Below are 23,508 nucleotides of genomic sequence, written 5' to 3'. Positions count from 1 at the left end.
TGTAACGAGAACGTAACGTTTGCATCTGGATAGAGCAGCGCTTAGCTTTCTTAAAAGAATCACTTTTTAAGTGAGAATGGTATACAAATATCAATCGACCCCAAACAGTTCGCTTTTCCTTTAGCTGTTTGGGGTCGACTTTCTATCATCGCCTATTTTCTATGTTGAAATACGGTTTTATTTTTCGTTTCTTCGTTCAATTTCTTCTCTTAAATGTCGAATTTCCTTTTGATATTGTTGGTTTAACTTAACTAGTTGATCGTTTTTTTGCTGTAACGCTTGCTTCTCCTCTTTTTCTTGCACCAGTAATTGTTCCAGATTGGAGGCTTTTTCCTTTGTTGCATGGTGTGCGAGTGCCCGATTGAGTCTTTGGTTTTCTTCTTTAATTTTCATCATATGCGTGTTCTCCTTTTTCTTTTTCAAATTCAGTTTCTACCGTCCCCTATACACTACTAAGTAACGATTCGTTAGACCGCCGAGAATGTTCACTTGCTAGCACGGTCGTTCTCAACTACTGAACTTATCATACCATCTCTAGAAAAAAAAAAGGGTCAAAAATTATCAAATGCTTGATAATTTTTGACCGACTACCATAAAATCCTAAAATACACGCCTTTGCGCCTCGCTCGATAAAGTTTTTTTCATTTTTTTACAATAATCAATCCGGACCGTTACAATAGGCGATGACAGATGCCACCGCCCATTGAAATTCAGAAACGCTTCACTGCTAAAGGAGAAACAACAGGCTACTCTTTGAAAACTTCACGAAATGCAATCACACAAAAAAGCCAATGGTTCGCATTTCTCCAGTTTTTCAAAGGAAAATGACTTTGCTTCTCTTCTTTGCAATTTTTAAAAAAGACCAAACAAATGCATAACTGGAAACACAAAAAGTAAACTATCGAAACGATCGAGAATCCCTCCGTGTCCTGGCAAAATCGTCCCTGAGTCTTTCACACCATAATGACGTTTAAATGCGGACTCCACAAGATCACCAAACTGACCCAACATCGAAAAGAGGACGGTCATTAAAATCAAGGGCATGGAAGAATAGCCAAAGAAGGTTTTTCCTGGAAATGCAATTAAATAAATAATTGCAACAATCACCGCACATAAAATGCCACCAACAGCACCTTCAATCGTTTTATTGGGCGAAATCTCTGGCCATAGCTTATGACGTCCATATTCTCGACCGACCATGTATGCACCGATATCTGTTGCCCAAACGATTAATAAACCAAAGAACAAAACAACGAGACCTTCTGAACGAGCGCTAGCAATGCTGCCAAAGCCCATTCCTACATATAAGCTAGCAATAACAGGAAAAGCCGCTTCATCAATAGTATACATGTTTTTGGAAATCACAGAAATTCCCAATAATACTAAAACTACAAAATAATAAAGTGCAAATGGATTGGTTTTTTCTGGCAAAAACTTAAACCAAGGGTCTTTTGGTAATGCAAGAACAACCGCCCCAATAATCGCCAAAATCCCTTCAAAGCTTACGACAGCTAAGCCTTTCATTCGAAATAACTCATAAACACCCACACCTGCGAAAGCAGCTGCCAGCAGACCAACAGAAACACCCCCAAAATCAAAATAAATAATGGGTATAAATAATACCAGGGCAACAATGGCTGTAATCACTCGTTGTCTCATTTTGCACTCTCCTTTTCATTAATTCCACCAAAGCGTCGATCGCGATTTTGATAACTAGCAAGTGCATCTTCAAATGCTGCCGGGTCAAAGTCCGGCCATAAAGCTTTTGTAAAAAAAAGCTCGCTATAAGCAATTTGCCAAAGTAAGAAGTTGCTGATTCGTTCTTCCCCACTGGTTCGAATCACCAGTTCAGGGTCTCTTAAGCTTTCAGGTAAAATACTAGTCATCAAATGCTTCTCAAACATCGATTCTTCCAGTGCATCAACGGATATCTTTTTTTCATCCATTTCAAGATACAAAGCTTTCATCGCACTGAACATTTCTGCTCGACTCCCATAGTTTAAGGCAAAGTTTAAAATTAATCCTGTGTTCTCTTTGGTTTCTAACATCGCTCGTTTAACGGCTTCTTGTGTATGAATTGGTAAATACTCTTGGTAGCCCATGACTTCAACTCGTACATTTTCTTTCTTTAGTTCAGGTACGAAGGAGTCAAAAAAATCAACTGGTAACTGCATTAAAAAGTCTACTTCCTCTGTCGGACGTTTCCAATTCTCAGTTGAAAATGCATAGAGTGTCAACACCTTCACACCTAATTTTGATGCATGTTTCGTAATTTTTTTCACTGTCTCCATGCCTTCTTTGTGCCCAGCAATTCGTGGCAAGCGTCGATTTTGTGCCCAACGGCCATTTCCATCCATAATAATCGCTACATGTTGAGGGACAGGTAACTCTGCTGAAAAAGAATACGCACTTTCCTCAGGAACATATTTATTTTTTTGCGGTAAAAAACGCAGCATATTAGCCCTCCTTTTTTCATACTTTCAGAAAGTCATCTCTGTTATTATAGCAATAATTAGAAACATTTCCTACGAAAAAAAGAAACTTCGTATTTTTTTAAAGATTGTACGATTTCACAAAAGTTTTCCGTCTTTCCTGCGTCAATTCAAAAAAACCTCTATCTGTAAAATCAAGCGATTCAACGATAGAGGTTTAGAATTTAAGCCCACTCTTTTTACCTATTAAATTTTATTGACTCACATCCTCAAACGAAATACGTGAATTGATAAGCGCTTGGACTTCATTCTCAATATTTTTGTAGTTACTTAAAATTAACTGTTTTGACTCTTCCACATCAAAGATGATTTCTCGTGCTTTTTCTTGAATCCGTTCAACTTGTGATTCCGCATTAAGAATCATCTCGGTTGCTTCCACTTTTGCCTCTTCTAATTTACGGTTCGCTTGTTTTCTAGTAAAGACTAAAATGGCACCCATCTCTTCTTGCAACTCACTATTTTCAGTTTTTAAGTACTCGTTTTTGTCTTTTAATTCTTGAATTTCGCCTTTCAATTGCTCAATTACCGTTTGGTTTTCCGGCATATTTTCTAGTTGGCCCATCAAATCAGTTAATGTCTCTTCTTTTTTACTTATTTGCTCCGTTAACTGTTGTAATTCTTCATTCCACTGTTTCTTTTCCTCTTCTTTCGCTTGTTTCAAGGCTTCTTGTTCAACTGTCAATTGACTAAAGTTTTCTTCAGTTTGTGCCACTTGTACTTCTAACTCAGCCAAACGAGCTTTTAGTTCTTCATTTTCTTTGACTTGCTCTTTTAATTGGGTTAATTCTTTTTCTAACGCCTCTTTTTCAAGAATTACTTGCGCGAGTTCTTGTGTCTCACTTTCAGATAAGTGTTTGCTCACTAATTCATGTAATTCTTTATTTTCTCGTTTTAATTCAGCCATTTTTTCTACCGTTCCTTCCAGTTCACTTAATTTTTCGGTTAATTCATCAATTGCTTGGTTCTTTTCTACTAGGTCTTGATCAAGGTTCGTATCAAATAATTGAATCTGTTGTTTCGCTGCTTCCAATTGTGTTTGATAAGTTTTTACTTCTATTTTCCATCTTTCAAATTCTTCTGTATAACGAATCTGGAGTGTTTCTCTTTCTTCTTTGACTTTCTGTAACTCGAGCTTCATTTGTTCAAGGGCCGGATCATTATTTCCTTGCCACTTTTCAAACTCTTCCTCATAGCGTACTTGAATGGCTTTTTTCTCTTGTTTTTCCGCCTGTAGTTCTTGTTTAATTTGATCTAGAAAAAGAACGTTTTCTTGCCATTTTTCTTCCCATTCTTTTAACTCGGCTAATTCAGCATTCGAATTTTCTAAATCATTGTTTAATTGCGCATTCTGTGTTCTTAGTCTTTGATTTTCAATCGCCAATGCTTCTTCCTGTTCAGAAGTTGAATCATTGTCATTCTGATCAAAAAAACGTTCCTCTTGTTCAGAAAGTTGGCGATGAAGTTGTTTTTTCTCCACTTTTAGGCTTTCAATTTTATATTGTGCTCGTTCTAATTCTTCTTTTAGCGTTTCGACCTGCGAAGACCCTTTTGTCGTACTTGAATTTCCAGTTTCCAAATCATTTTCTGCTAACATTTCTTCATCCGTTACTTCATTGACTGCATTTAAAATACTGCGATTAAAGAACCAATTGCTTTTTTGTTTACTCATTCGTTCTCACGGCTCCTTTTGATTATTTCTTTTTTATTCTTGCGAAGCCTTTAGTTGTTTAAATGGCTCCTGCACATTCGAACGAATATAAAATTCGTTTTGTTCCAATGCTTTGCTTTCTAGATTTTTCATTTGAATATTCACTTGATTGATTGACTCGATTCCTTCCAACTCTTGGATAAGTTCAGGAAGGTTTTTTAAAGCTTTCTCTTGTTTTTCATTGCTTGATAAATCAAAAATAAAATTCATATGCAATGTTTGTGTCGGTGTATTAAATACAACGATTGCATTGGTTACACCGAAATAAGGCATCAAGCTTTGAGCGATTCCAATCTCTACTTCTAATTGCTTTTCTTTGTTCTTTCCTTCTATGATGGCTTCCCAATCATAATTCTTTAATCCAATTCCTGTTGTTGGATAAGGACTGACTGGTAAATTGTATACCAGATCCACTTTCTCTTGTTCGATTTCTTTAAATGACTTCTCTAACTTTCCTTGTTGCTTTTGTAATAAATCAAATTGCTCCTTCATTTGATGTGAACCAATGAGCCCTATAATAAGACTCATGGTTAAAAGGAGACTCACTAGCATCAAAACGACCATATGAGTGTAATATTGTTTTTGTTTGACAAAAGCTAGTTTTTTCTTAAAAACAAGATCTGTTGGCCCCTTTTTTTTTACTTGTTGCAGTTGAAATTCTTTCATTAATCGAAAGACCAAGATACCTAAACTAATTAAGAGAACAATCAAACTGAACATCGTCCATTCGAACACATTTTCACTCCTTACTAAACTTTCTTACTTTCATTGAAATGAAACCACGCCTTCAATTTGTTTTTCATCCACGAGTCCGATTGAACGGCTATCTTTTGAAACAGCCACCGCATCACCAATCACAAAATATTTCCCTTTGGGTAGCTTATTTTTTCCAATCAATTCATTGACTGCATCTTTTGATAAAGTAAAAGAATAAGTCACCTGATAGGAAGTTTCTGTACCGATATTAAGCACCAATCGGTTCCCAACTAAAATAAATGCATCACCTGGGAGACCAATAATCCGTTTAATATACATGTTTGACTCTTCCGGGTGAGTAAAACTAATGACCTGATACCTTTCAAGTTTCTTTTTGCGATTTACAAGGACCCACTGACCATCATGAAATGTATTTTCCATTGAACTTCCTGTAATTTGATGAATTCGATAGGTGATTAAAAAATAACCCATCAAAAAAACCATCAAAAGAGTATAAATAGGAAAGAGATTTCTTTTTTTTTCCTTTTTTTCCATTTTCAATCCCTAGTTTTTCGGAGTGACATAAGAAACAAGAGCAGAATAAGCCAGTTCATTATCGATAACGCGATAAGAAATCGTATCTCCTCCGTAGACATTCCCCTCTGAAATTAAGATACCATTTGGACCAACTGCTTCAACAAAAGCAACATGGCCGTAACGAGGGCTTGATCCTGCTGTTCCCGGCGTGAATGAAATCAACGTTCCCGCTTTAGGTACACTTGAGATTTCATAACCCAAACGGCGACCCGTACTTGCCCATTCGCCACCATTTCCCATAAAATCATCGACCTTCATTCCTAATTGACTCACACGATTAAAGGCGTACCAAGTACATTGACCTACAGGATAAGAGCCGCTCGTATTATAGTCTTTGCCGTCATAAACTGGATAAATCATCAATTGCTTGTATTCTTTTGGTACATTTTCTAATCCTTCAATAAAGAGGCCTGTCTCGCTAATTTTAGCCTGATCATAAGTAGTTAGGTGATAGGCTGCGATAATCGAATTTAATTTTTTATGATAATACGTATCTGTTGCGTATTTCCCTGTTAATTCATGAGTCGCACGCAAGTAGTTTTTGGCACTTGAGCGCCAAGAATCTTCATAAAAATCTGCATTTCCAGCAATGCCTCCTCGAATCAACTGAACGTAGTCACTTAAAGAAGAACTTTGATTAGGATACGCTCGAAAGGCAGACTTAATTTCGAATAATTGACCGTTCCCCATATCTTCGCTCGTCGAAAAAGTAACAGAGTTCCCTCTGTACTGTCCTTTCATACCAAATAAATTGTAATAAGGCGCACTTGCTAAGGCACTTGTTCCGCCACCACTTTCTAAAATCGCTTGAGCAATCATCACTGAGGCAAAGACATCATATTTTAACCCTAAATCTCGTGCATCTTCTCCGATGGTATCAATGAGACGTTGCGTGACAAGGTTTGGTTGAAAATCAAAAGAAGCAGGGTAATCAGCTAAAACTTCTTTCCCATACTTGGTCAATTTTGTTTGGTCGGCTCTTATAACTTGAACTTTTTCCTCTTCACTTAAATAGACTTTTTTCACTTTTGCAGCATACTCAAGCTCTTTCTTATCTTTACCGACTTTTTCCTCATCAATCGACACATAAAAAGCATCCCCTAAATACAGTCCTAACAATTGATACTTTCCATCAATTTCAACATATAAAACATCACCTGCTAAGAGTTTCTTTGTATCAATCGTTTCTGCTTTTAAATCAGCCACTTTTTGATTGATAAGTTTTTCAAAGAGTTGTTCAATAAACGTTGCAGTATCTATTTTTTCTTGTTTTTCACTAATGTTTTTTATCGCTTCATAAACCAATACCCCTTGGTGTGGATGACGATAACTACTTAGTAAGGGTAATTCAAAACCAGCTAGTGAGTCTTTTGCAATTTGATTCGTCTTTAGATTCTCTGGCAGGTATTGAGCCCCTGGTGCATCATCAGGTATTAGATCAGAAATCGATGGTAAGCTAACTGGTGGCTGAATTACTAAATTTTCTGAATGATTTGGTTTTTCTTGTGTACTCTCTGTGTCCTTCTCTGTAGAAACTTCTTTGGTTGAAGAGGTCGACGTATTTTCTGTTGGTGCTGAGGAATGGATCGTCGTACTTGTTTCTGATGAGTGGCTACTTGAACTTGACTCAAGTGTACTCTCCGAAGTTTGGTCTTCAGAACTGAAAGTTGAATTTTCGGTTGACTCCGCTGTTTCTGTTTCAGTCTCTGTTTGAGTGGCTGATTCGCCACTTGTACTTTCTGGCAATTCACTACTTGTGGTGCTCAAGTCAGTTGTTGAGGTTTCCTCTTGGCTTTCTTTCCCACCTGAATGATCAGATTCGGAGTGCTCTTTGGAATTGGTGTCACTCGTTTGGCTATTTCCGCTATTTTCGCTATTTTCACTGTTACTAATATTTGCATGAAGGTTTGGTCCTGTTGTGAGAGATAGCACTGCTACTCCAACGCCCAAAACACCTAATCCAATCATTGATTTTTTTACCATGTTCACTTATCTCCTTCTTATCTTTTTTACCTACTCAAAATAACGTTTTTCGCCTTTTTAAAAGATTGCTTTTGATTCATTTTCCTACGCTTCTTCGCTACTCTTTTCACAACACTTTTTAGCCGCTTGATACGTCATGGCTCGATTTGAATTGTAATCAAAAAAAAAAGCAATTTTATACAAGGCAAAATAGCAAAAATTGGCACACCCTTTTCAACTATTGATTATTTTCCCTATAATTACACCCTTATTTTCGAGTGTTCCTTCAATTAATCCTTCCGATTAAAAAACAACACTCTTTTTGCTAACTTGATTCTAACAAAGTAAAAAGACCTCTTTTCTAACTTTTTTTGCAAAAAAATCAAATTTTCTTATAACTTTGAATTCTTTTACAGAAAATAATAAATACACAAAAAAAACAACCGCTATCTTTTCATTAGATAACGGTTGCTCTTTCGATTGTTCGTTTTCATATTTTTTTAAAATAATGAACTCAATTCAATTTCATTTTCTCGTTCACCATATAAAACAGTTCCTGCTAAGACTGAAACCATTTGAACCAAGGTAGGAATCTCGGTCGGTGCATCTCCTCCACCAGCGAAAGGGTCAGAAGGTAATATCAGCTCTTCCTCTTCATCAAACAGTTCATCTGTTAAATAAAGTGCTTTTGACTTTGTTGTTTTTTTCTCTTTTTTTATAGCCTTTGGTTGTTCTTTCTGTACTTCTTCAGTTGTTTCTATTGTTTCGGTTGTTTCTAGTGTCTCGGTTGTTTCGGTTGTCTCTATTGTTTCTCCAATTGTGGTTGTTTCTAGTGTTTCTTGATCAATCACTTCTTCAACAACAATCGATTCACCGGGATTGAGTGGATTAAAAAGAGGAACATCAGCAAACACGATATACGGTGTAAAGAACAATTGAAAACTCACACCTATAACCATTGTATATTTGGGTATCTCTTTCTTTTTCACAACCTCACCCCATTCGTTTTTTATTTTCATTCTGATACTCAGCATTAAGCGATTAAAGATGAGTAAACATTGTCTCATTGAAAGGATAAACAAATCTCATTGTTCTTTTCATAAGAAAAATATCATTAAAATGTATGGCTTGCTACCAATTAATAATGTTCAAAAATACAATACAACATCCATTCAATTATAACTTAACTGTTTTATGAGGTCAATGAAATAAGCTCTCTTCAAGAAACAAAAAAAGGAAGAATGTAATAAGCCATTCCTTCCTTTTACCACAACTTTAAATGTTGCGTTTTTTCTTCCATTTTTTCTTGCCTTTTATTAACAATTAATTGGGCAAAATTTTCCCAGTCAATTGGCCTCGGTGGAGAAAGCCAAATCACATATTCTTTTCCAGAATTCAAGGCCAAATCTCGACTGTTGGTTAAAACGATGTCTGCTTCTTCTGCTGAAGCGACTCTTAATGCTCCTGTTTGTTCAAAAAAACGAATATTCTCTAAAATAAATTGGTTATAGAGCTTGCCTAACGTGAAATTAATGTGAATCAATAGGGTCTCCATAATTGCTTCTTTTGGAAAAGTATTCAGTATTAATAGTAAGTAATTAAATAATAGATATTTTCGATCGCGATAAAGCTCAGGCATTTTCTTATTTAAAAACAAAATATAGTTTCGACAAAAAGAAAACAAATCTGGATAGGACTCCTTGAAGTAACCGAGATCAATCGACGTAACGAAGCTATCATGACACTTTCCAACTCCGAGTAGATAAATATGCATTTCTAAAATACTTCTTTCAAACTGTGCCAATTCTGCTTCATATTGAGTAATCATTGGAAATTGATTACACAATTGTTCGATTAATAGTCTTGTTCCTTCATAAATATAGGGATAGCCATTCGCTAGCAATTCCAAGGCAGCTTCTGCATAGTAACTTAAATAAAACAATTTCAACGCAGATGTTTCTTGGATAAGAACTGCATCTTCGAGATTAAAGCGGCGAAAGAAAAGATTGATTAAAGGTTCAAATTGTTCAATCGATTCAAGTAAAACTTTTTTACTCACTTTTCGATTATTTTTTATCAGCTGTTGTTGCCGTATCCGAAATTCAGTAATAAATAAATAATGGGACATTTTCTCAACTTGAAACGTTGTTTTCTTCGTTAAATCCAAGCCCCGTAGTTGCTCTTTAATAAAAAAATCATCCTGAATATCATAAAATTCGTAATTGCTTTTTTCAATTCGATAAAAAAGCTCCGTTAAAAATAAGCGTAACTCTAATTCGTCCGCTCCTTCAATTTGAAACTTCTTATTAATCGTGATCCCAAAGTCCTCTAAAAAACGATTTAGTTCTCTTAAACTTCTGTGAACAATTGGATAGCTAATCGAATTGTATAATGAAAACTCATTTAAAGATTTAAATTCCTGAAAAAAAGAAGATTTCAATAATTGGTAACGATTGGAATCTTGGATGTATTTCTCCAATAAAATATCCGAACTGACGGTCCCATCCGTTTCTAAAATAATTTCATAATTTTCAACAATAATATTCATTGATTCAAACAATTCAAAACGAGCCAGGTCAATCAAGATAGAGTCAATTAGACGTGATAAGACAAAGTTAGAAACTTCGAGTTTTTCTAAGAGTTCTTCTTTAAAGATTGATACATGCGGACTTCTCTCCAGCAAATAAATAATTGTAAATTTTTTTCGTTCTTCTTTTTCAAGAAATTCTTGCAGCAACACATCCACCTCTTACTATCTAAATTTAAGTTTCAACCTCTCATTAAGATTAATCAAGGTATTATTATTATAATTATTTTAAACCCATATCCAAAATATATTATAAATCAAATCAAAAATATTGCTATGATATTGATAAGGTATTCACAATATTTTAACACATCCTTAAAACCTAGGGTAACCAACTATCACACCGAACTTTTCGAACAAAAGAACATCTTTTTTCAGTGCCTATTTAATCATAGCATAGACGATAAAAAAAAACATCTGTGTTTTACGCACTAGAAAATTCTTTTTTTCTATAGAATACTCCCTATGTTTACTTTTTTATGAAATTTTGGAAGGAATGAAGAACTATGCATCGAATTACAAAAAACATTTGGATAAAAAAAGAAATTTTGAATTACTTGGATCAACAAAATAATTACATCTCAACAAGTGAGCTTTCGGAGGCTTTAAAACATACAGAGCTAAGTGTTTCAACTTTATATAAACTATGTAACGAGTTAAAAGAAGAAATTCAAAACCTCTACCCTGCAGATCAAATGGCACTCGATATTAGCCTTCGTCATGGCTTGTACTTAAAAAGAAAAAATGCGAGCTTTCAAGCAATTATCGAAAACCTATTTATGAAAGATCCTTTTTATCTTATCTTAAATGAAGTTTTTCAAAATAGACAGTTTAAAACTGCTCATTTTTGTATTAAGTTTCATATGAGTGAGTCGCAACTTCGCCGTCGAGTCAAGCAAATTAATCAATTGTTAAATCACCACCATCTACACATTAGTGTTTCTAAAAACGTCACGCTTCGAGGTGAGGAACATCGTTGTCGCTATTTTTATTTTCAAATTTTATTATTTGTTCACCAGGAATTCGGAAATATCTCCTGGGTTGATCGCCCACACCACTACTTAGAGACACTCGATGACGTTCTCGATAAATTAGCTTTATCGTTACCGGAAGAAGAACAAGAAATCTTAGCAATTTGGTTTTATGTGAACGATTGTTCAAATCAACGAATTCATTTAAATAGTGATACGAAAGAATTGATTTCGATTTTCCCTTCGATTAGTCGCCCAAGTTTTATGTATCATTGGGGCGATGATGACTGGTTATTCTTTACGTTCTTTTTATACTCTTCTACTTTGTTTGGTTTGAATCTTCCGTTTGATGAACAAACCCCACACTATCAGAGTATGAAGCCCTCCATTCATTTGTGGATTCTCGTTTTTTCAACGCACTATCACGTACCAACGGAGGATTACATCGAGGTTGCGTCTCATTTAATTTATAAACATTTTCTGTATACAAAATTATTTGCATCCGAATCTTGGATTTTCTCCGAACCAGATGATGTTTTCTTCTCGCTCGTTCAAGATAATTTTCCAAACTATTATCGGATTTTCAGTCAATTTTATGACCAATATGAACAAAATGATTTTACGAAACTGGAAAAATTAAGTAGACGAGAAAGTTTAATGGTTTGTACGAATTTAATCGAAATCGATGCTTACCTGCCAGACATCCATGTTTATCTTTATTCTGGGCATGATCCAATCATGCATTCGTTAATTAAAAATAAAATTCAAGCCTATTTTAGTAATCGTGTCACCTTAAAATTTGATTCTCGCTTAGAGGAGTCTGACTTATTAATTACGACTTCGAATTGTCATTCCGATACGATTGAAACGGTAGTAATTGACCAAGATATTACAAAAAATGATATTTTATCAATTGAACACAAAATCAATGATTTTATTTATTCGAATTATGCATAAAAAATCGGTTGTATAATATTTAGTGTTGATGGAAAATCTCGTTAAGATTTTTCTTCAACACTTCTTTCATTTTTAACGACAAAAAGAGGACTCAAACTGATAAAATGTCGTCGACAAAAACAGACATCAATCAGGAGTGAGCCCTCATGGCTAATAATACGAAAAAATGCTTGGCTTAACAGGTAAAAATAGCAGTCTTTCTGAAGATTGCTTAGAAGAAGTTGAAAGAAATGAACATAAAGCGTACTTAAGCAAAGGAGAACTTACTTATATCCCACTTGCTTGCAAGAAGTGCGGGATTAAAAACCAGGGAGCGATTGTCAAAAATGGAATAAAGACAACTCAAACACAAATCCCCTCATTTAAGAGCACCTTAACTTCCCTCGAACTGAAAGGTTTGCGGTTTCTTTATCGCACTTGTCGAAGTACAATCGTTGCACAAACAACGATTGTTGCGCGTTTTGATCCCCTTCGCGACCGTGTTTATATAACCAAGGATTTATTTATCAATAAAAAACAAAAATCGGCAGAGATTTCTCCACCGATTTCTATGATAGATTTGATTCATTTTAAGTCCATCAACACTTTTTGACTCTGATTTTTTCATTAAATATCGAGTAATTCTTGTTCTTTTTCGGCAGCAATGGCGTCTAATTTTTTCACAAAATCATCGGTCAATGTTTGAACTTCTTTTTCATGCACTTTTAATTGGTCTTCTGAAATTTCGCTTGATTTTTCTTGTTTCTTAAAAGCGTCAATGGCATCACGACGAGCGCTACGCACACCAATTTTTGCATTTTCCGCAATTTTTTTCACTTCTTTCGCCAATTCTTTCCGGCGTTCCTCCGTTAATTGAGGTAAAACTAAACGAATGACGGTACCATCATTTGTTGGCGTAATTCCAAGATCAGAGGCTAACAACGCTTTTTCAATGTCACCCAGAATTGTTTTATCAAATGGTGTAATCATCAAGACGCGAGCTTCTGGAATGGTAATGGAAGCCATTTGGTTTAATGGTGTTGGTGCACCGTAGTAAACAACTGAAATGCGATCTAAAAGACTGGCATTTGCACGCCCTGCACGAATCTGACCTAATTCACGTTGTAAACTATCCGCTGACTTTTGCATTTTTTCTTTTGCTTCATTTAAAATTGTACTTGCCATGATTATTTCCCCCTTACGGTTGTTCCAATGTTTTCACCCATAATTGCACGTTGGATATTTCCAGGCTCGTTCAAGTTAAAGACAACTAAAGGAATATCATTATCCATACTTAATGAACTTGCTGTCGAATCCATTACTTGTAGCCCTTTTGCAATCACATCTAAGTGGGTTAACTCTTCAAATTTGATTGCATTTTGATCCAGTTTTGGATCCGCAGAATAGACGCCATCCACATTGTTTTTTGCCATTAAAATGACATCTGCATTAATTTCAGCTGCACGAAGCGCGGCTGTTGTATCTGTTGAGAAATACGGATTCCCTGTTCCGCCAGCAAAAATCACCACACGCCCCTTTTCAAGGTGACGTTCTGCACGACGACGAATATAAGGTTCAGCAATTTGACGCATTTCAATCGACGTTTGGACACGCGTTGGAACCCCTGCATTTTCTAAAGTATCTTGTAATGCCAAAGCATTCATGACGGTTGCTAACATTCCCATATAATCTGCTTGTGCACGTTCCATGCCCATTTGCGCACCGATTTGTCCACGCCAGATATTTCCTCCACCGACAACAATTGCCAGTTCCACTCCTAAATCATGAACTGCTTTTAATTCAGTCACAAATTCTTGAATCGTTGGTGGGTTGATGCCAAAGCCTTCATTTCCAGCTAGAGCTTCACCGCTTAATTTTAGAATAACGCGTTGATATTTTGGTTTTGACATAATAATTCCTCCGTAAATTCTCTATTCCTATTGTAGCATAATCCCTATTAGATATCAGTTATTTTGTAATTTTCCCTAAAAAAAGGGAGCGCATAAAAATGCGTTCCCATCCTATTCAAAAATCAAATAGAATTATTTTTTAATTTGGCTCATTACTTCTTCCGCAAAGTTTTCTTCACGTTTTTCGATTCCTTCGCCGACTTCGAAACGAACAAATGATTTTACAGTTGCACCTTTTGAAGCAACGTATTTTGCCACTGTTGTATCTGGGTCTTTAACGAATGGTTGATCCACTAATGAGATTTCTGCTTTAAATTTATTTAGGCGGCCCACAACCATTTTATCAACGATATTTGCTGGTTTGCCTTCGTTTAATGCTTGTTCTGTTAAAATATTTTTCTCATGCTCTAATTCAGCAGCAGGAATTTGTGATTCGTCCACGTAACGAGGGTTGATTGCAGCAACGTGCATTGCCACATCTTTCGCTACCTCTTCATCGTTTGTTCCTTCTAAGACAGTTAAAACAGCAATGCGTCCGCCCATGTGTAAGTATCCACCAAATGCGTCGGCATCTGTTTTTTCGATTACTTCAAAACGACGGAAATCAATACGCTCACCAATTACTTGGTTTGCTTCGATTAATGTTTCTGAAACGGTCCCTTTTGATGCTGGTAAAGCCATTGCCGCTTCCATATCAGCAGGATTGTGTGTTGCCATTAATGTTGCAAGTTCTTGAACTAAATCTTGGAACATTTCGTTTTTTGCTACAAAGTCTGTTTCTGAGTTAACTTCAACGATTGCTGCTTTGTTACCGATTGTTGCAACAGCTGCTAATCCTTCAGCTGCGATACGGTCGCTCTTGCTGCCTGCTTTTGCCATTCCTTTTTCACGTAAAAAGTCGATTGCTTTGTCCATATCGCCTTCTACTTCTACTAATGCTTTTTTCGCGTCCATCATACCAACGCCAGTTTTATCGCGTAATTCTTTTACTAATTTAGCTGAAATCTTAGTCATGTTTTATTTCCTCCTGATAATTCCACTGTATTTTTTCTTTTAAAAAAGCTGTTTCAAAGGGTTTTAAAGGCTGGCGCCTAGCCTCTGAAACAGCTCACTTCGTTAAAAATTACTCAGCTGAAGCGTTGTTTCCTTCAACTACGTCAACAATTTCTTCAATTGAAGTTGCAGTTTCAACAGTTGCTTCCGTTACAAAATCTTCTTCAACGACTTCGTCTTGGCCTTGGTTTGCTTCGATAAACGCGTCAGCCATTTTAGCAGTAATTAATTTCACCGCACGAATTGCATCATCGTTTGAAGGGATTACAACATCAATCTCATCTGGATCACAGTTTGTATCAACCATTGCTACGATTGGAATATTTAATTTACGAGCTTCTTGGATTGCAATACGCTCTTTACGAGGATCTACTACGTACATTACATCTGGAATACGAGGCATATCAGCGATTCCACCTAAGAATTTCTCTAAACGTTCGCGCTCTTTCATTAAGCCTGAAACTTCTTTTTTAGGTAACACTTCAAAAGTGCCATCTTCTTCCATTTTGTTGATTGCTTTTAAGCGAGTGATACGTTTTTGGATTGTTTCCCAGTTTGTTAACGTTCCACCTAACCAACGGTGATTCACATAGTATTGACCTGAACGAATTGCTTCTTCTTTGATCGCTTCTTGTGCTTGTTTTTTTGTACCTACGAATAGCGCAATTCCGCCTTCGTCTGCAACGTTTTTCATGTATTCGTAAGCTGCATCAACTAATTTAACCGTTTTTTGTAAATCGATGATGTAGATTCCATTTCTTTCTGTGAAGATGTATTTCTTCATTTTTGGGTTCCAACGGCGTGTTTGGTGACCGAAGTGAACACCTGCTTCTAGTAATTGTTTCATTGAAATTACTGACATGTTTGTTTCCTCCAATTTGGTTTTTGTATTTCCCTCTCAACCATATCCTCTCTTAATAGAACTAAAAGATTAGCACCACTATTAAAATCATGGTTGATGTGGATTCGTATGCATCAGGTTTCATCCTAACGCACCTAAGATATTGTATAACAAATTAGGCTTGATTGCAACTGATTCATGTGTTTTTTTGAAAAATAAAAATACTTTATTAGTACAACTTACCTTAAACGATTACTGTGGACCCATGAATAAAACAATTCTTTTCTAGGCTTCCTATAACTATAATCTATCTTCGTTTGATATTTTTCAATTTGATCGACGGCTTCTTTTAATACTTGTTCCGGTGTCTTACTAGATATATCTAGTAAGATCTCATTGATTAATAATGGGCGATTAGTTACTTTCTCCGACATCTTTTGTAATAGTTCAAAATCTATTAAGCCATTTTCCCTATTTTTCATTTGTTGATAATGTTGTTCAAACTCGCTGCAGACAAGTTTCAAGGTGATGTAATCATAGCCTTGAAAGGCAATCGGAATATCGGCTGTCCTTAAATCATCCAAATCGCTACAGACGATATTTTTTATCCCAAACTCGTTAAATTTTTTTAATTGAGATTTGACACTTTCCCAACAAACAGCTTCTTCAAAAAAACCAGGGTCTTCATTTTCTGGAATCCCAAATTCTGGAATCATGTGCATCTCAACGTATGCTCCATTATAGTATTTGAACAACCCCTTAGAAAGAGTGGTCTTACCAACGCCACTAGCACCAATAATAAAAATAAAGTCTTTCGGCATATTCTACCTCCAATTTCGCTACACTTCTAGTAAATAAACTTCAATAAAACGATAATAACAAACAAATAACTTAAAATGGAATAGACCAAACTACTCGTAGCAAAGCCCTCGTCTGCGCCATAACCTTTTGCTAGTATAGGCATTGAGTTTTGGACGGGCATCGCCGATTGTAAAATAAACACATTGAGCATCAAAGAAGGCACCGCGATCCACTGCGCAAGGAGTACAACAATGAGTGGACTAATCACATATCGTCCCAGCAAGACTCCCAGTGTGTCTTTGTCTAATTTCAAATTTTTCACACCTGTTTGATAGATGATAATACCAATGACAAAAAGAGACAAAGGGGTCGTCAATTGACTTAAATATTTGGAAAAATCTCTCAAAGGTGCCGCTAATGGGATTTCCAAAAGCATCCAGCATAAACCTATAAAAAAACCTAATAAGGCGGGCGATAATAATTTTCTGATTAAAAAACGAAAACTGAAAGTCGTTCGAACGTCTTCTATTTTCAAGTTATCTTTTTGAATTAAATAAATACCCAAGGTAAAAAAGAAGGTCGTATTACAAATATAATACAGCAAGGCGTATGGGATCGCCTTTTCTCCAAAAACTGCAATATTCACTGGTAACCCCATAAAAATCGTGTTCGAGGCTGTAAACATCACACGAAACGTTCCAATTCGCCCGACTGGAACTTTCGTTATTTTTGCATAAAGCACACTAATTCCGTACGTAATGACAATTGATAAGGCCGGTAATAAAATCCCTTTTGCCAAACCAAGAAATTCTGCTTTTGTGAACTTCTCAGTCATATTTAAAAACATGTTTAAAGGTAAGGCAATGTTTAATACGAGTTTTGAAAAAACATCTGCTACCTGATTATCAAACCACTTTTTCCAAGTTAAAACATAGCCCACCATCATCACGGCAAAAATAACTAAAATATTTAAATATGCTTCTAACAAATCGACACTCCTGACATCCAATCATTTTTTCTCTTCCTATTCTACATGCTTTCGCAAAAGAAATCGAACCTTTTTACAAATCCTGTTTAAGCCTTGGTTTTCTCTATGAAATGTTATTCATTTTTGATATGATGAGAAAGAAGATTATACGAGGAGGAACATGTTTGAAAAAAAGTGAGCGTCATGCCATTATCGAAAAATTAATTCATACTCACGTCATTCGTACACAAGAAGAATTGTTGGGATTATTAAAAGCGCAAGGAGTCACAGCGACCCAGGCTACGATTTCTCGTGACATTCGTGAATTAAAAATCGTTAAATCAACGGATACTTCCGGACGAACTGCTTTTCAACAATTTCATGAAGAACCCAGTGAAGAGCCAGGCGAAACTCAACATTTAAACCAATTAACGCAAGATGTCGTAACCAAAGTAGATCGTGTCCAGTTCATGACGATTCTCCACACGATTCCAAATAACGCCCCCATTTTAGCTGCCGCCATTGATGAAATTACAATGAAAGAAAAGGTTTGTACGCTAGCTGGATTTGACACCGTTGCAGTCATTTCGCCCGATGAAGCGTCCGCAATTTTTTTAGAGGATTTCTTTCGAAAAAATATTCGATGAATCCCTACATAAAAACAAAGCATGCCATCTGACTGTTTGCAGTGCAGTCAGATGGCATGCTTTTATCTCGCTTAGTAACTGAAATCCGCAACGACGATTTCATTTTTTAAAATTTGGCTTGTTCGAATCTGTCGATAGTCCGTTGCATAGAGTAGCGCCTCTCGATACGTTTTAAAATGTTTCTTTTTTGTTTCTTTTGTAGACGTGACAGCAATAACTGAATAAATCATCTCATTACTCCCTTTCTTAATCTCTCACTACCTCATAACATTTGTTCGACCCTTCACTTATACTATCGACCAAAACAAAGACGATTTTAAGTCCTTATTCAAGGAACCAAAAAAATGAAGAAAAGCCCCTACACTTCCCCAACCATGGCCAGGTTGGGGAAGTGTAAGAACTTATCCATGTAAGTTACATTTTATCTGGTGCGTGTAAACCTAATAAACGTAAATCTTCTTTTAGTAAGACGGTAACTGCATAGACCAATGCGAGACGTGCTTCTTTTTCTGCATCGTCTACTAAAATTTTCGTGTTCGCATAGTATTTATTAAAGACTTGCGCTAATTTAATCGCGTGTTTTGCAATAACTGAAGGTTCGTATTTTTCTGCGGCATATAAAATGACTTCTGGATAGCGTTGAATATGCTTCAAGACTTCCCAACTCGCTTCATCCGCAAGACGATACGCTTTGTTTTCATCAATTTCAAAATTCGCTTTTTCTAGAATACTCATTGCGCGTGCATGTGCGTATTGGACATAAGGGCCTGTCTCTCCTTCAAAGCGTACCACTTCTTCTAGGGTAAAGTCAAAACTATTTAAACGATCATTTTTTAAGTCATGGAAAATAACCGCGCCGACACCCACTTGTTTTGCGACTTCTTCTTTATTTTCTAAATCAGGATTTTTTTCGCTGATTTGCTGATGCGCTAAATCAATGGCTTCATTTAATACTTCTTCTAATAAGACAATTTTCCCTTGACGAGTCGATAACTTTTTCCCATCTTTCGTAATTAAACCAAACGGAATATGATGCATCGCTTCAGACCAATCAAAGCCCATTTCCAATAAGACTGCTTTTAGTTGTTTGAAATGATAGCTTTGTTCGTTCCCCACAACATAAAGTGATTTGGCAAACGCATAATGACGCTTACGGTAAAGCGCCGCAGCCATGTCACGTGTGATATAAAGTGTCGCACCATCGGATTTTCGAATTAAGGCTGGATTTAGGTCATAGCTCGTCAAATCAACAATTTCAGCGCCTTGGCTTTCAGTTAATAAATGTTTTTCTTCTAACAATTCAACAACTTCAAGCATTTTATCGTTATAAAAGGCTTCGCCGTTTAATGAATCAAACGAAACTTCGAGCATCTCATAAATTTTATTAAATTCTTTCATTGACTCATCGCGGAACCACTTCCACAGACGCATCGCTTCTGCTTCGCCTTCTTCTAATTGTTTAAACCAAGCACGCGCTTCATCATTCAGCGCTTCGTTTCTCTCCGCTTCTTCGTGGAATTTCACATACAATCTTAAAAGTTCTGTAATCGGCTCGGCTTTTAAGGCTTCTTCGTTTCCCCAAGTTTTATAGGCCACAATCAACTTGCCAAACTGTGTTCCCCAATCGCCTAAATGATTAATACGTATTGGTTTGTAGCCGATTTTTTCTAAAATAAAACCAATTGAATTCCCAATGACGGTTGAACGCAGATGCCCCATAGAAATCGGTTTGGCAATATTCGGTGAGGACATGTCAATTGGAACACTTCCTTGATTGCCAATCGATGCGTCTCCATAATGATTTTTTTCTCTAGCTACTTGCGCCAAGACTGCTTCAGTCACTGCACCTTTATTCATAAAGAAATTTAAATAGGGCCCAACGACTTCAATCTTTTCAAAATTCGCGTCAGCTATTTTCTCTGCTAATTCTTGAGCGATTTGTTGTGGGGCTTTACGATAAGCTTTTGCTAGACTAAAAGCCGGAAAGGCAACGTCCCCATGATCAGCCGATTTTGGGTTTTCTAAAAGTGTCATCACTTGTTCTAAGGTTAAATCTTCTTTGACAACAGCATGAATCGCTTTTGCCACAATGTTTTGGTTATTCATCTTTTTTCTTCCTCCTAAAAAATCATCATCAATCAAAAAAGTCCCTAGTGTTAAAAACACTAGAGACGAGATTTCCCGCGGTACCACTCTGATTGTTCGACATACGAACCCACTTTATCTGATAACGGTAGATGCCGTTTGCCAATAAGCAAATTTTTCTCAAGTGCGCTTCACTTTTCCCTCTTTACTCGGCTTCCACCTTCCCGAACTCGCTAAAAAATAATGAAAAGTTACTCTTCTTGATCCTAAAATCATTCATTTAATTTTTTTATCAGATGAATTATAACAAATCTCCCGCTAATTAGCTAGTAATTCTCACTTAATCCTCTGATTTCTTTGGAAAAACCAAACTTGGATTTGCATTTAAATCCATTCCTGCCAAGTGGTTTTTCTTAAAAGCAACATGGGCAGCCGCACCAATCATGGCTGCATTGTCGCCACACAGTGCAAGCGGTGGGAAGAGTAAGTCCACGCCTGGCAACTCTTTTTCCACTTGTACTTTTAACGCAGCCCTTAAGCCTTGATTTGCTGCGACACCACCTGCAACGACCAATTGCTTTACTGGATACTTTTGACACGCCCGAATCGTCTTTTCAACTAAGACATCAATGACGCTTGCTTGAAAGCTGGCTGCTAAATCTTCTAAGACTAACGCTTCGCCACGCTGCTCTGCATTATGGACGAAATTAATAAAGGCACTTTTTACTCCACTAAAACTAAAATCGAAGTTTGATTCACGAATCATGGCCCGAGGAAAATGATACGTATCCGTTCCTTGGTGGGCCAGTTCATCAATTTCTTTCCCGCTAGGATAAGATAGCCCCAACACTCGCCCGACTTTATCATAGGCTTCTCCTACCGCGTCGTCTCGTGTTTCACCAATAATTTCAAAAGAGCCATCTTCAACCATATAAACCAATTCGGTGTGTCCACCACTTACAAGTAAGGCCATTAATGGAAATTCAAGTGGTGCCACCAAACGGGCAGCATAAATATGTCCTGCCATATGATTCACCGGAATTAGAGGCAGTTGATGCGCCCAAGCAAAGGCTTTGGCTGCAGCAACGCCAATTAATAAGGCCCCGACCAGCCCTGGACCTTGCGTTACTCCCACTGCCGATAATTCATCGACGGTCACTCCTGCTTCTTCTAAAGCTTCTTCGATACAAATCGTGATTTCTTCTACATGATGACGACTGGCGACTTCAGGTACGATACCACCGAAACGTTGATGACTTTTGATTTGCGAAGCGACGATATTACTGCGTATTACTTGTCCATTTTCAACCACTGCCACGCTGGTTTCGTCGCAACTACTTTCAATTGCTAAAATTAACTCTCTCATTTCTCTTTTTCGTCCCTCACTTCTTTCACCATCACCCATGCATCTTCGATCGGTGCATGGTAATAGCCCTTGCGTTTCGCTATTTTTTTGAAACCTTGTTTTTGATACAGGGCTTGTGCCGGTAGGTTCGACGCCCGTACTTCCAAAAAGATTTTTCTTTGTTTTTGTTGTCGCATCTTTTCAAATAGGGTTTGCATAAGGAGTTGACCAATTCCTTGTCCTTGCTTGCTTGCAGCAACGACCACATGATTGATTTCACTCTCATCAAAAATTTGATGATAATTGACAAAGCCGACAATTTCTCCGTCCATCTCGTACAAAAGATACTGACTATGAGCACTGGTAAAATCAGCTAAAAACTGCTGGTGATTCCAAGGAGAACCGTAAGCGTAGCTTGATTCACACAAAAAAACGAGCCTCGTAGCTAAAGTGTCCCATGGGTAATCTTCTTTGTGTTTCATCATAAGTATTTCACCATATCAAGTCCATCTTCTTGATTTTCATCATAATAATTGGGCAAGACCTTTCTTGAAACAAAACCTAGGCGACGATAAAATCGTTGGGCATCGGTGTTCCCCATCCGAACTTCTAATGACATCGTTTGGCAGGTTTGGCTACGAGAAAAACTTTCCGCCTCAGCCATTAAAAAAGAACCGATTCCCTTTCCTTGAAACGAAGGCACGATCGCAATGTTCGTAATATGGCCATCTTCTAAAAAAACACGGACACCCATAAAACCGATCATCTTTTCTTCGGACAAGACCCCTAAATACAAATGCGTATAACGTGAATAAAGCTCAGATAAGAAGCCACTCCGATTCCATGGCGTCTGCCCTTCATAGGTTAAGCGTTGAACATCAAGCAGTGCCTTGACATCACTATAGGTCAGTTCACGAACGAAAAACACTTGTCCTTGATGGATAAATTGACGTTCCTTGTATTGTTTTTTTCGATATTTAAAAAAAGAAAATCGTAAGAAATTATATTTTTTCCACATAATTTTCGGCACCTGCTTCATGCGTTTCTAGCCATTTCTCTTCTGCTTCTACCAATTTTAAATAAGCGGGTAAAAAATGATGTATCGCTTCCACTCCCACACCTTTTCGTCCTAATTGAGCTAAAACCACGCCATTTGGATAGTCCCACTCTGGAATCGAATTCACTTGAGCCTCTGGCAAAGTTTCGGTGATTTCTTCCGCAAAGGCTTCAACATCCTCGCCCACAAAGTAAACGGCTTGCCCACGTAACTTCTCAAGCAATTCACTCAAGGAAAGGTGTTGGTCAGGTATCACTGATACAAGTGTTTCTCCTTGCCACTGATAAACTCCCGCATAAACATTTTTTCGGCGAGCATTGAATAATGGAACAATCCATTCCTTTCGACCATAACAATTTGCCGCAATCGTCTTTAAGCTTGAAACACCGACCAACTCACATTTCAAGGTTGCTGCTAATGTTTTCGCTGTCGTCACACCGATGCGCAAGCCAGTATAAGACCCTGGACCTTCAGCGACGACAATTCGTTCAAAGTCGCTGGGTTTCAACCCTACTTGTGCAACTAGCTGCGTGAGGGCGGGCATGAGGGTGACACTATGATTTTTATTAATGGTTGTTTGGAGCTGTCCTAATACTTTTTTTCCTTCAATCATCCCAATCGCTAAAGTTTGATTGGATGTATCTAGTGCTAATATTTTCATTTCATCGATTCCCTACCTTTACAGATTCCTACCCATTTTACCATAAAATAAAAAAGAGCAACAGTGAATCATTTGTTGTTTTCAAATCCCATCCGGTTCAGTTATCATGATCCTTTCAAGATAAGGGTCTTTTCTTGCGGCAAAAATCAGCTTTATGATAAAATAAACTTGTACGAAAGAACACACTGTCCC

Annotated in this window: 24 protein-coding genes and 1 other annotated feature; of the genes, 3 read left to right on the top strand and 21 right to left on the bottom strand. The window is 37.0% G+C overall.

Annotation, left to right across the window (positions count from 1 at the left end; all coding sequences use genetic code 11):
• Positions 1-177: 177 nt before the first annotated feature.
• The 9 genes from ACYSNO_RS00250 to ACYSNO_RS00210 form a co-directional block, all read right to left on the bottom strand.
• A complete protein-coding gene (locus tag ACYSNO_RS00250) occupies positions 178-396 on the bottom strand; it encodes a hypothetical protein (RefSeq protein ID WP_461729051.1) in 219 nt (72 codons plus the stop codon).
• 456 nt (positions 397-852) lie between these two features.
• Complete coding sequence (locus ACYSNO_RS00245; protein WP_461729050.1) at positions 853-1,659, bottom strand: phosphatidate cytidylyltransferase; 807 nt, start codon at positions 1,657-1,659, stop codon at positions 853-855.
• Positions 1,656-2,456: an isoprenyl transferase gene (locus ACYSNO_RS00240; protein WP_461729049.1), complete on the bottom strand. Its 801-nt coding sequence runs from the start codon at positions 2,454-2,456 to the stop codon at positions 1,656-1,658. The genes ACYSNO_RS00245 and ACYSNO_RS00240 overlap by 4 nt, the downstream gene beginning before the upstream one ends.
• 229 nt (positions 2,457-2,685) lie before the next feature.
• Complete coding sequence (locus ACYSNO_RS00235) at positions 2,686-4,161, bottom strand: hypothetical protein (protein WP_461729048.1); 1,476 nt, start codon at positions 4,159-4,161, stop codon at positions 2,686-2,688.
• 33 nt (positions 4,162-4,194) lie between these two features.
• Entirely contained in the window at positions 4,195-4,935 is a 741-nt protein-coding gene (locus ACYSNO_RS00230; protein ID WP_461729047.1) for a hypothetical protein, read from the bottom strand.
• A 30-nt stretch (positions 4,936-4,965) separates the two neighbouring features.
• Positions 4,966-5,400: a signal peptidase I gene (lepB, locus tag ACYSNO_RS00225; RefSeq protein WP_461729694.1), complete on the bottom strand. Its 435-nt coding sequence runs from the start codon at positions 5,398-5,400 to the stop codon at positions 4,966-4,968.
• Positions 5,401-5,460: 60 nt separating this feature from the next.
• Positions 5,461-7,476 (bottom strand): glucosaminidase domain-containing protein, encoded by a 2,016-nt coding sequence (locus tag ACYSNO_RS00220; protein WP_461729046.1) that lies wholly within the window; start codon positions 7,474-7,476, stop codon positions 5,461-5,463.
• 479 nt (positions 7,477-7,955) lie between these two features.
• Positions 7,956-8,444: a hypothetical protein gene (locus ACYSNO_RS00215; RefSeq protein WP_461729045.1), complete on the bottom strand. Its 489-nt coding sequence runs from the start codon at positions 8,442-8,444 to the stop codon at positions 7,956-7,958.
• 275 nt (positions 8,445-8,719) lie between these two features.
• On the bottom strand, positions 8,720-10,192 hold the full coding sequence (locus ACYSNO_RS00210; protein WP_461729044.1) for a helix-turn-helix domain-containing protein: 1,473 nt from the start codon (positions 10,190-10,192) through the stop codon (positions 8,720-8,722).
• A 356-nt stretch (positions 10,193-10,548) separates the two neighbouring features.
• On the opposite strand from ACYSNO_RS00210, the gene ACYSNO_RS00205 reads away from it, so the two are divergent.
• Positions 10,549-11,970, top strand: coding sequence for a helix-turn-helix domain-containing protein (locus ACYSNO_RS00205; protein WP_461729043.1), 1,422 nt, complete (start codon positions 10,549-10,551; stop codon positions 11,968-11,970).
• Between the two features lie 166 nt (positions 11,971-12,136).
• Positions 12,137-12,562, top strand: a complete 426-nt coding sequence (locus ACYSNO_RS00200; protein ID WP_461729042.1) for a hypothetical protein — start codon at positions 12,137-12,139, stop codon at positions 12,560-12,562.
• Positions 12,563-12,576: 14 nt separating this feature from the next.
• On the opposite strand, the gene frr is transcribed toward ACYSNO_RS00200, so the two are convergent.
• The 6 genes from frr to ACYSNO_RS00170 form a co-directional block, all read right to left on the bottom strand.
• A complete protein-coding gene (frr, locus tag ACYSNO_RS00195) occupies positions 12,577-13,134 on the bottom strand; it encodes a ribosome recycling factor (RefSeq protein WP_461729041.1) in 558 nt (185 codons plus the stop codon).
• 2 nt (positions 13,135-13,136) lie between these two features.
• Complete coding sequence (gene pyrH / locus ACYSNO_RS00190) at positions 13,137-13,859, bottom strand: UMP kinase (RefSeq protein WP_461729040.1); 723 nt, start codon at positions 13,857-13,859, stop codon at positions 13,137-13,139.
• Positions 13,860-13,991: 132 nt separating this feature from the next.
• Positions 13,992-14,873, bottom strand: coding sequence for a translation elongation factor Ts (gene tsf / locus ACYSNO_RS00185; protein ID WP_461729039.1), 882 nt, complete (start codon positions 14,871-14,873; stop codon positions 13,992-13,994).
• Between the two features lie 109 nt (positions 14,874-14,982).
• A complete protein-coding gene (rpsB, locus tag ACYSNO_RS00180) occupies positions 14,983-15,774 on the bottom strand; it encodes a 30S ribosomal protein S2 (protein WP_461729038.1) in 792 nt (263 codons plus the stop codon).
• A 218-nt stretch (positions 15,775-15,992) separates the two neighbouring features.
• A complete protein-coding gene (locus tag ACYSNO_RS00175; protein WP_461729037.1) occupies positions 15,993-16,574 on the bottom strand; it encodes a DEAD/DEAH box helicase family protein in 582 nt (193 codons plus the stop codon).
• 26 nt (positions 16,575-16,600) lie between these two features.
• The gene (locus ACYSNO_RS00170) at positions 16,601-17,542 is read right to left on the bottom strand and encodes an AEC family transporter (RefSeq protein ID WP_461729036.1); all 942 of its coding nucleotides are present in this window, start codon (positions 17,540-17,542) and stop codon (positions 16,601-16,603) included.
• A gap of 164 nt (positions 17,543-17,706) precedes the next feature.
• Between ACYSNO_RS00170 and ACYSNO_RS00165 the strand changes: the two genes are divergently transcribed.
• A complete protein-coding gene (locus ACYSNO_RS00165) occupies positions 17,707-18,168 on the top strand; it encodes an arginine repressor (protein WP_461729035.1) in 462 nt (153 codons plus the stop codon).
• 71 nt (positions 18,169-18,239) lie between these two features.
• On the opposite strand, the gene ACYSNO_RS00160 is transcribed toward ACYSNO_RS00165, so the two are convergent.
• The 6 genes from ACYSNO_RS00160 to tsaB all read right to left on the bottom strand — a co-directional run bounded on the left by ACYSNO_RS00160 (position 18,240) and on the right by tsaB (position 23,316).
• Positions 18,240-18,398, bottom strand: a complete 159-nt coding sequence (locus ACYSNO_RS00160; RefSeq protein WP_461729034.1) for a hypothetical protein — start codon at positions 18,396-18,398, stop codon at positions 18,240-18,242.
• Between the two features lie 184 nt (positions 18,399-18,582).
• Entirely contained in the window at positions 18,583-20,274 is a 1,692-nt protein-coding gene (gene argS / locus ACYSNO_RS00155; RefSeq protein ID WP_461729033.1) for an arginine--tRNA ligase, read from the bottom strand.
• A gap of 58 nt (positions 20,275-20,332) precedes the next feature.
• Positions 20,333-20,530 (bottom strand) — a binding site (T-box leader).
• 63 nt (positions 20,531-20,593) lie between these two features.
• A complete protein-coding gene (tsaD, locus tag ACYSNO_RS00150; RefSeq protein WP_461729032.1) occupies positions 20,594-21,619 on the bottom strand; it encodes a tRNA (adenosine(37)-N6)-threonylcarbamoyltransferase complex transferase subunit TsaD in 1,026 nt (341 codons plus the stop codon).
• The gene (rimI, locus tag ACYSNO_RS00145; RefSeq protein WP_461729031.1) at positions 21,616-22,083 is read right to left on the bottom strand and encodes a ribosomal protein S18-alanine N-acetyltransferase; all 468 of its coding nucleotides are present in this window, start codon (positions 22,081-22,083) and stop codon (positions 21,616-21,618) included. The genes tsaD and rimI (ACYSNO_RS00145) overlap by 4 nt, the downstream gene beginning before the upstream one ends.
• A complete protein-coding gene (gene rimI / locus ACYSNO_RS00140) occupies positions 22,080-22,616 on the bottom strand; it encodes a ribosomal protein S18-alanine N-acetyltransferase (protein WP_461729030.1) in 537 nt (178 codons plus the stop codon). Before rimI (ACYSNO_RS00140) ends, rimI (ACYSNO_RS00145) begins: the two co-directional genes overlap by 4 nt.
• Positions 22,600-23,316: a tRNA (adenosine(37)-N6)-threonylcarbamoyltransferase complex dimerization subunit type 1 TsaB gene (gene tsaB / locus ACYSNO_RS00135; RefSeq protein WP_461729029.1), complete on the bottom strand. Its 717-nt coding sequence runs from the start codon at positions 23,314-23,316 to the stop codon at positions 22,600-22,602. Before tsaB ends, rimI (ACYSNO_RS00140) begins: the two co-directional genes overlap by 17 nt.
• Between the last annotated feature and the right edge of the window lie 192 nt (positions 23,317-23,508).

Source organism: Enterococcus sp. LJL98 (assembly GCF_054871745.1).
This window is presented reverse-complemented; position numbering and strand designations above follow the sequence as displayed.

What these genes read in the sequence shown, in the direction of transcription:
- tsaD (WP_461729032.1), bottom strand. Translation starts at nt 21,619, where the DNA reads ATGAGAGAGTTAATTTTAGCAATTGAAAGTAGTTGCGACGAAACCAGC.
- ACYSNO_RS00240 (WP_461729049.1), bottom strand. Translation starts at nt 2,456, where the DNA reads ATGCTGCGTTTTTTACCGCAAAAAAATAAATATGTTCCTGAGGAAAGT.
- ACYSNO_RS00200 (WP_461729042.1), top strand. Translation starts at nt 12,137, where the DNA reads ATGCTTGGCTTAACAGGTAAAAATAGCAGTCTTTCTGAAGATTGCTTA.
- tsaB (WP_461729029.1), bottom strand. Translation starts at nt 23,316, where the DNA reads ATGAAAATATTAGCACTAGATACATCCAATCAAACTTTAGCGATTGGG.
- frr (WP_461729041.1), bottom strand. Translation starts at nt 13,134, where the DNA reads ATGGCAAGTACAATTTTAAATGAAGCAAAAGAAAAAATGCAAAAGTCA.
- ACYSNO_RS00160 (WP_461729034.1), bottom strand. Translation starts at nt 18,398, where the DNA reads ATGATTTATTCAGTTATTGCTGTCACGTCTACAAAAGAAACAAAAAAG.
- ACYSNO_RS00235 (WP_461729048.1), bottom strand. Translation starts at nt 4,161, where the DNA reads ATGAGTAAACAAAAAAGCAATTGGTTCTTTAATCGCAGTATTTTAAAT.
- rimI (WP_461729030.1), bottom strand. Translation starts at nt 22,616, where the DNA reads ATGTGGAAAAAATATAATTTCTTACGATTTTCTTTTTTTAAATATCGA.
- argS (WP_461729033.1), bottom strand. Translation starts at nt 20,274, where the DNA reads ATGAATAACCAAAACATTGTGGCAAAAGCGATTCATGCTGTTGTCAAA.
- rpsB (WP_461729038.1), bottom strand. Translation starts at nt 15,774, where the DNA reads ATGTCAGTAATTTCAATGAAACAATTACTAGAAGCAGGTGTTCACTTC.
- ACYSNO_RS00250 (WP_461729051.1), bottom strand. Translation starts at nt 396, where the DNA reads ATGATGAAAATTAAAGAAGAAAACCAAAGACTCAATCGGGCACTCGCA.
- ACYSNO_RS00175 (WP_461729037.1), bottom strand. Translation starts at nt 16,574, where the DNA reads ATGCCGAAAGACTTTATTTTTATTATTGGTGCTAGTGGCGTTGGTAAG.
- tsf (WP_461729039.1), bottom strand. Translation starts at nt 14,873, where the DNA reads ATGACTAAGATTTCAGCTAAATTAGTAAAAGAATTACGCGATAAAACT.
- ACYSNO_RS00245 (WP_461729050.1), bottom strand. Translation starts at nt 1,659, where the DNA reads ATGAGACAACGAGTGATTACAGCCATTGTTGCCCTGGTATTATTTATA.
- lepB (WP_461729694.1), bottom strand. Translation starts at nt 5,400, where the DNA reads ATGGTTTTTTTGATGGGTTATTTTTTAATCACCTATCGAATTCATCAA.
- ACYSNO_RS00220 (WP_461729046.1), bottom strand. Translation starts at nt 7,476, where the DNA reads ATGGTAAAAAAATCAATGATTGGATTAGGTGTTTTGGGCGTTGGAGTA.
- rimI (WP_461729031.1), bottom strand. Translation starts at nt 22,083, where the DNA reads ATGATGAAACACAAAGAAGATTACCCATGGGACACTTTAGCTACGAGG.
- ACYSNO_RS00205 (WP_461729043.1), top strand. Translation starts at nt 10,549, where the DNA reads ATGCATCGAATTACAAAAAACATTTGGATAAAAAAAGAAATTTTGAAT.
- pyrH (WP_461729040.1), bottom strand. Translation starts at nt 13,859, where the DNA reads ATGTCAAAACCAAAATATCAACGCGTTATTCTAAAATTAAGCGGTGAA.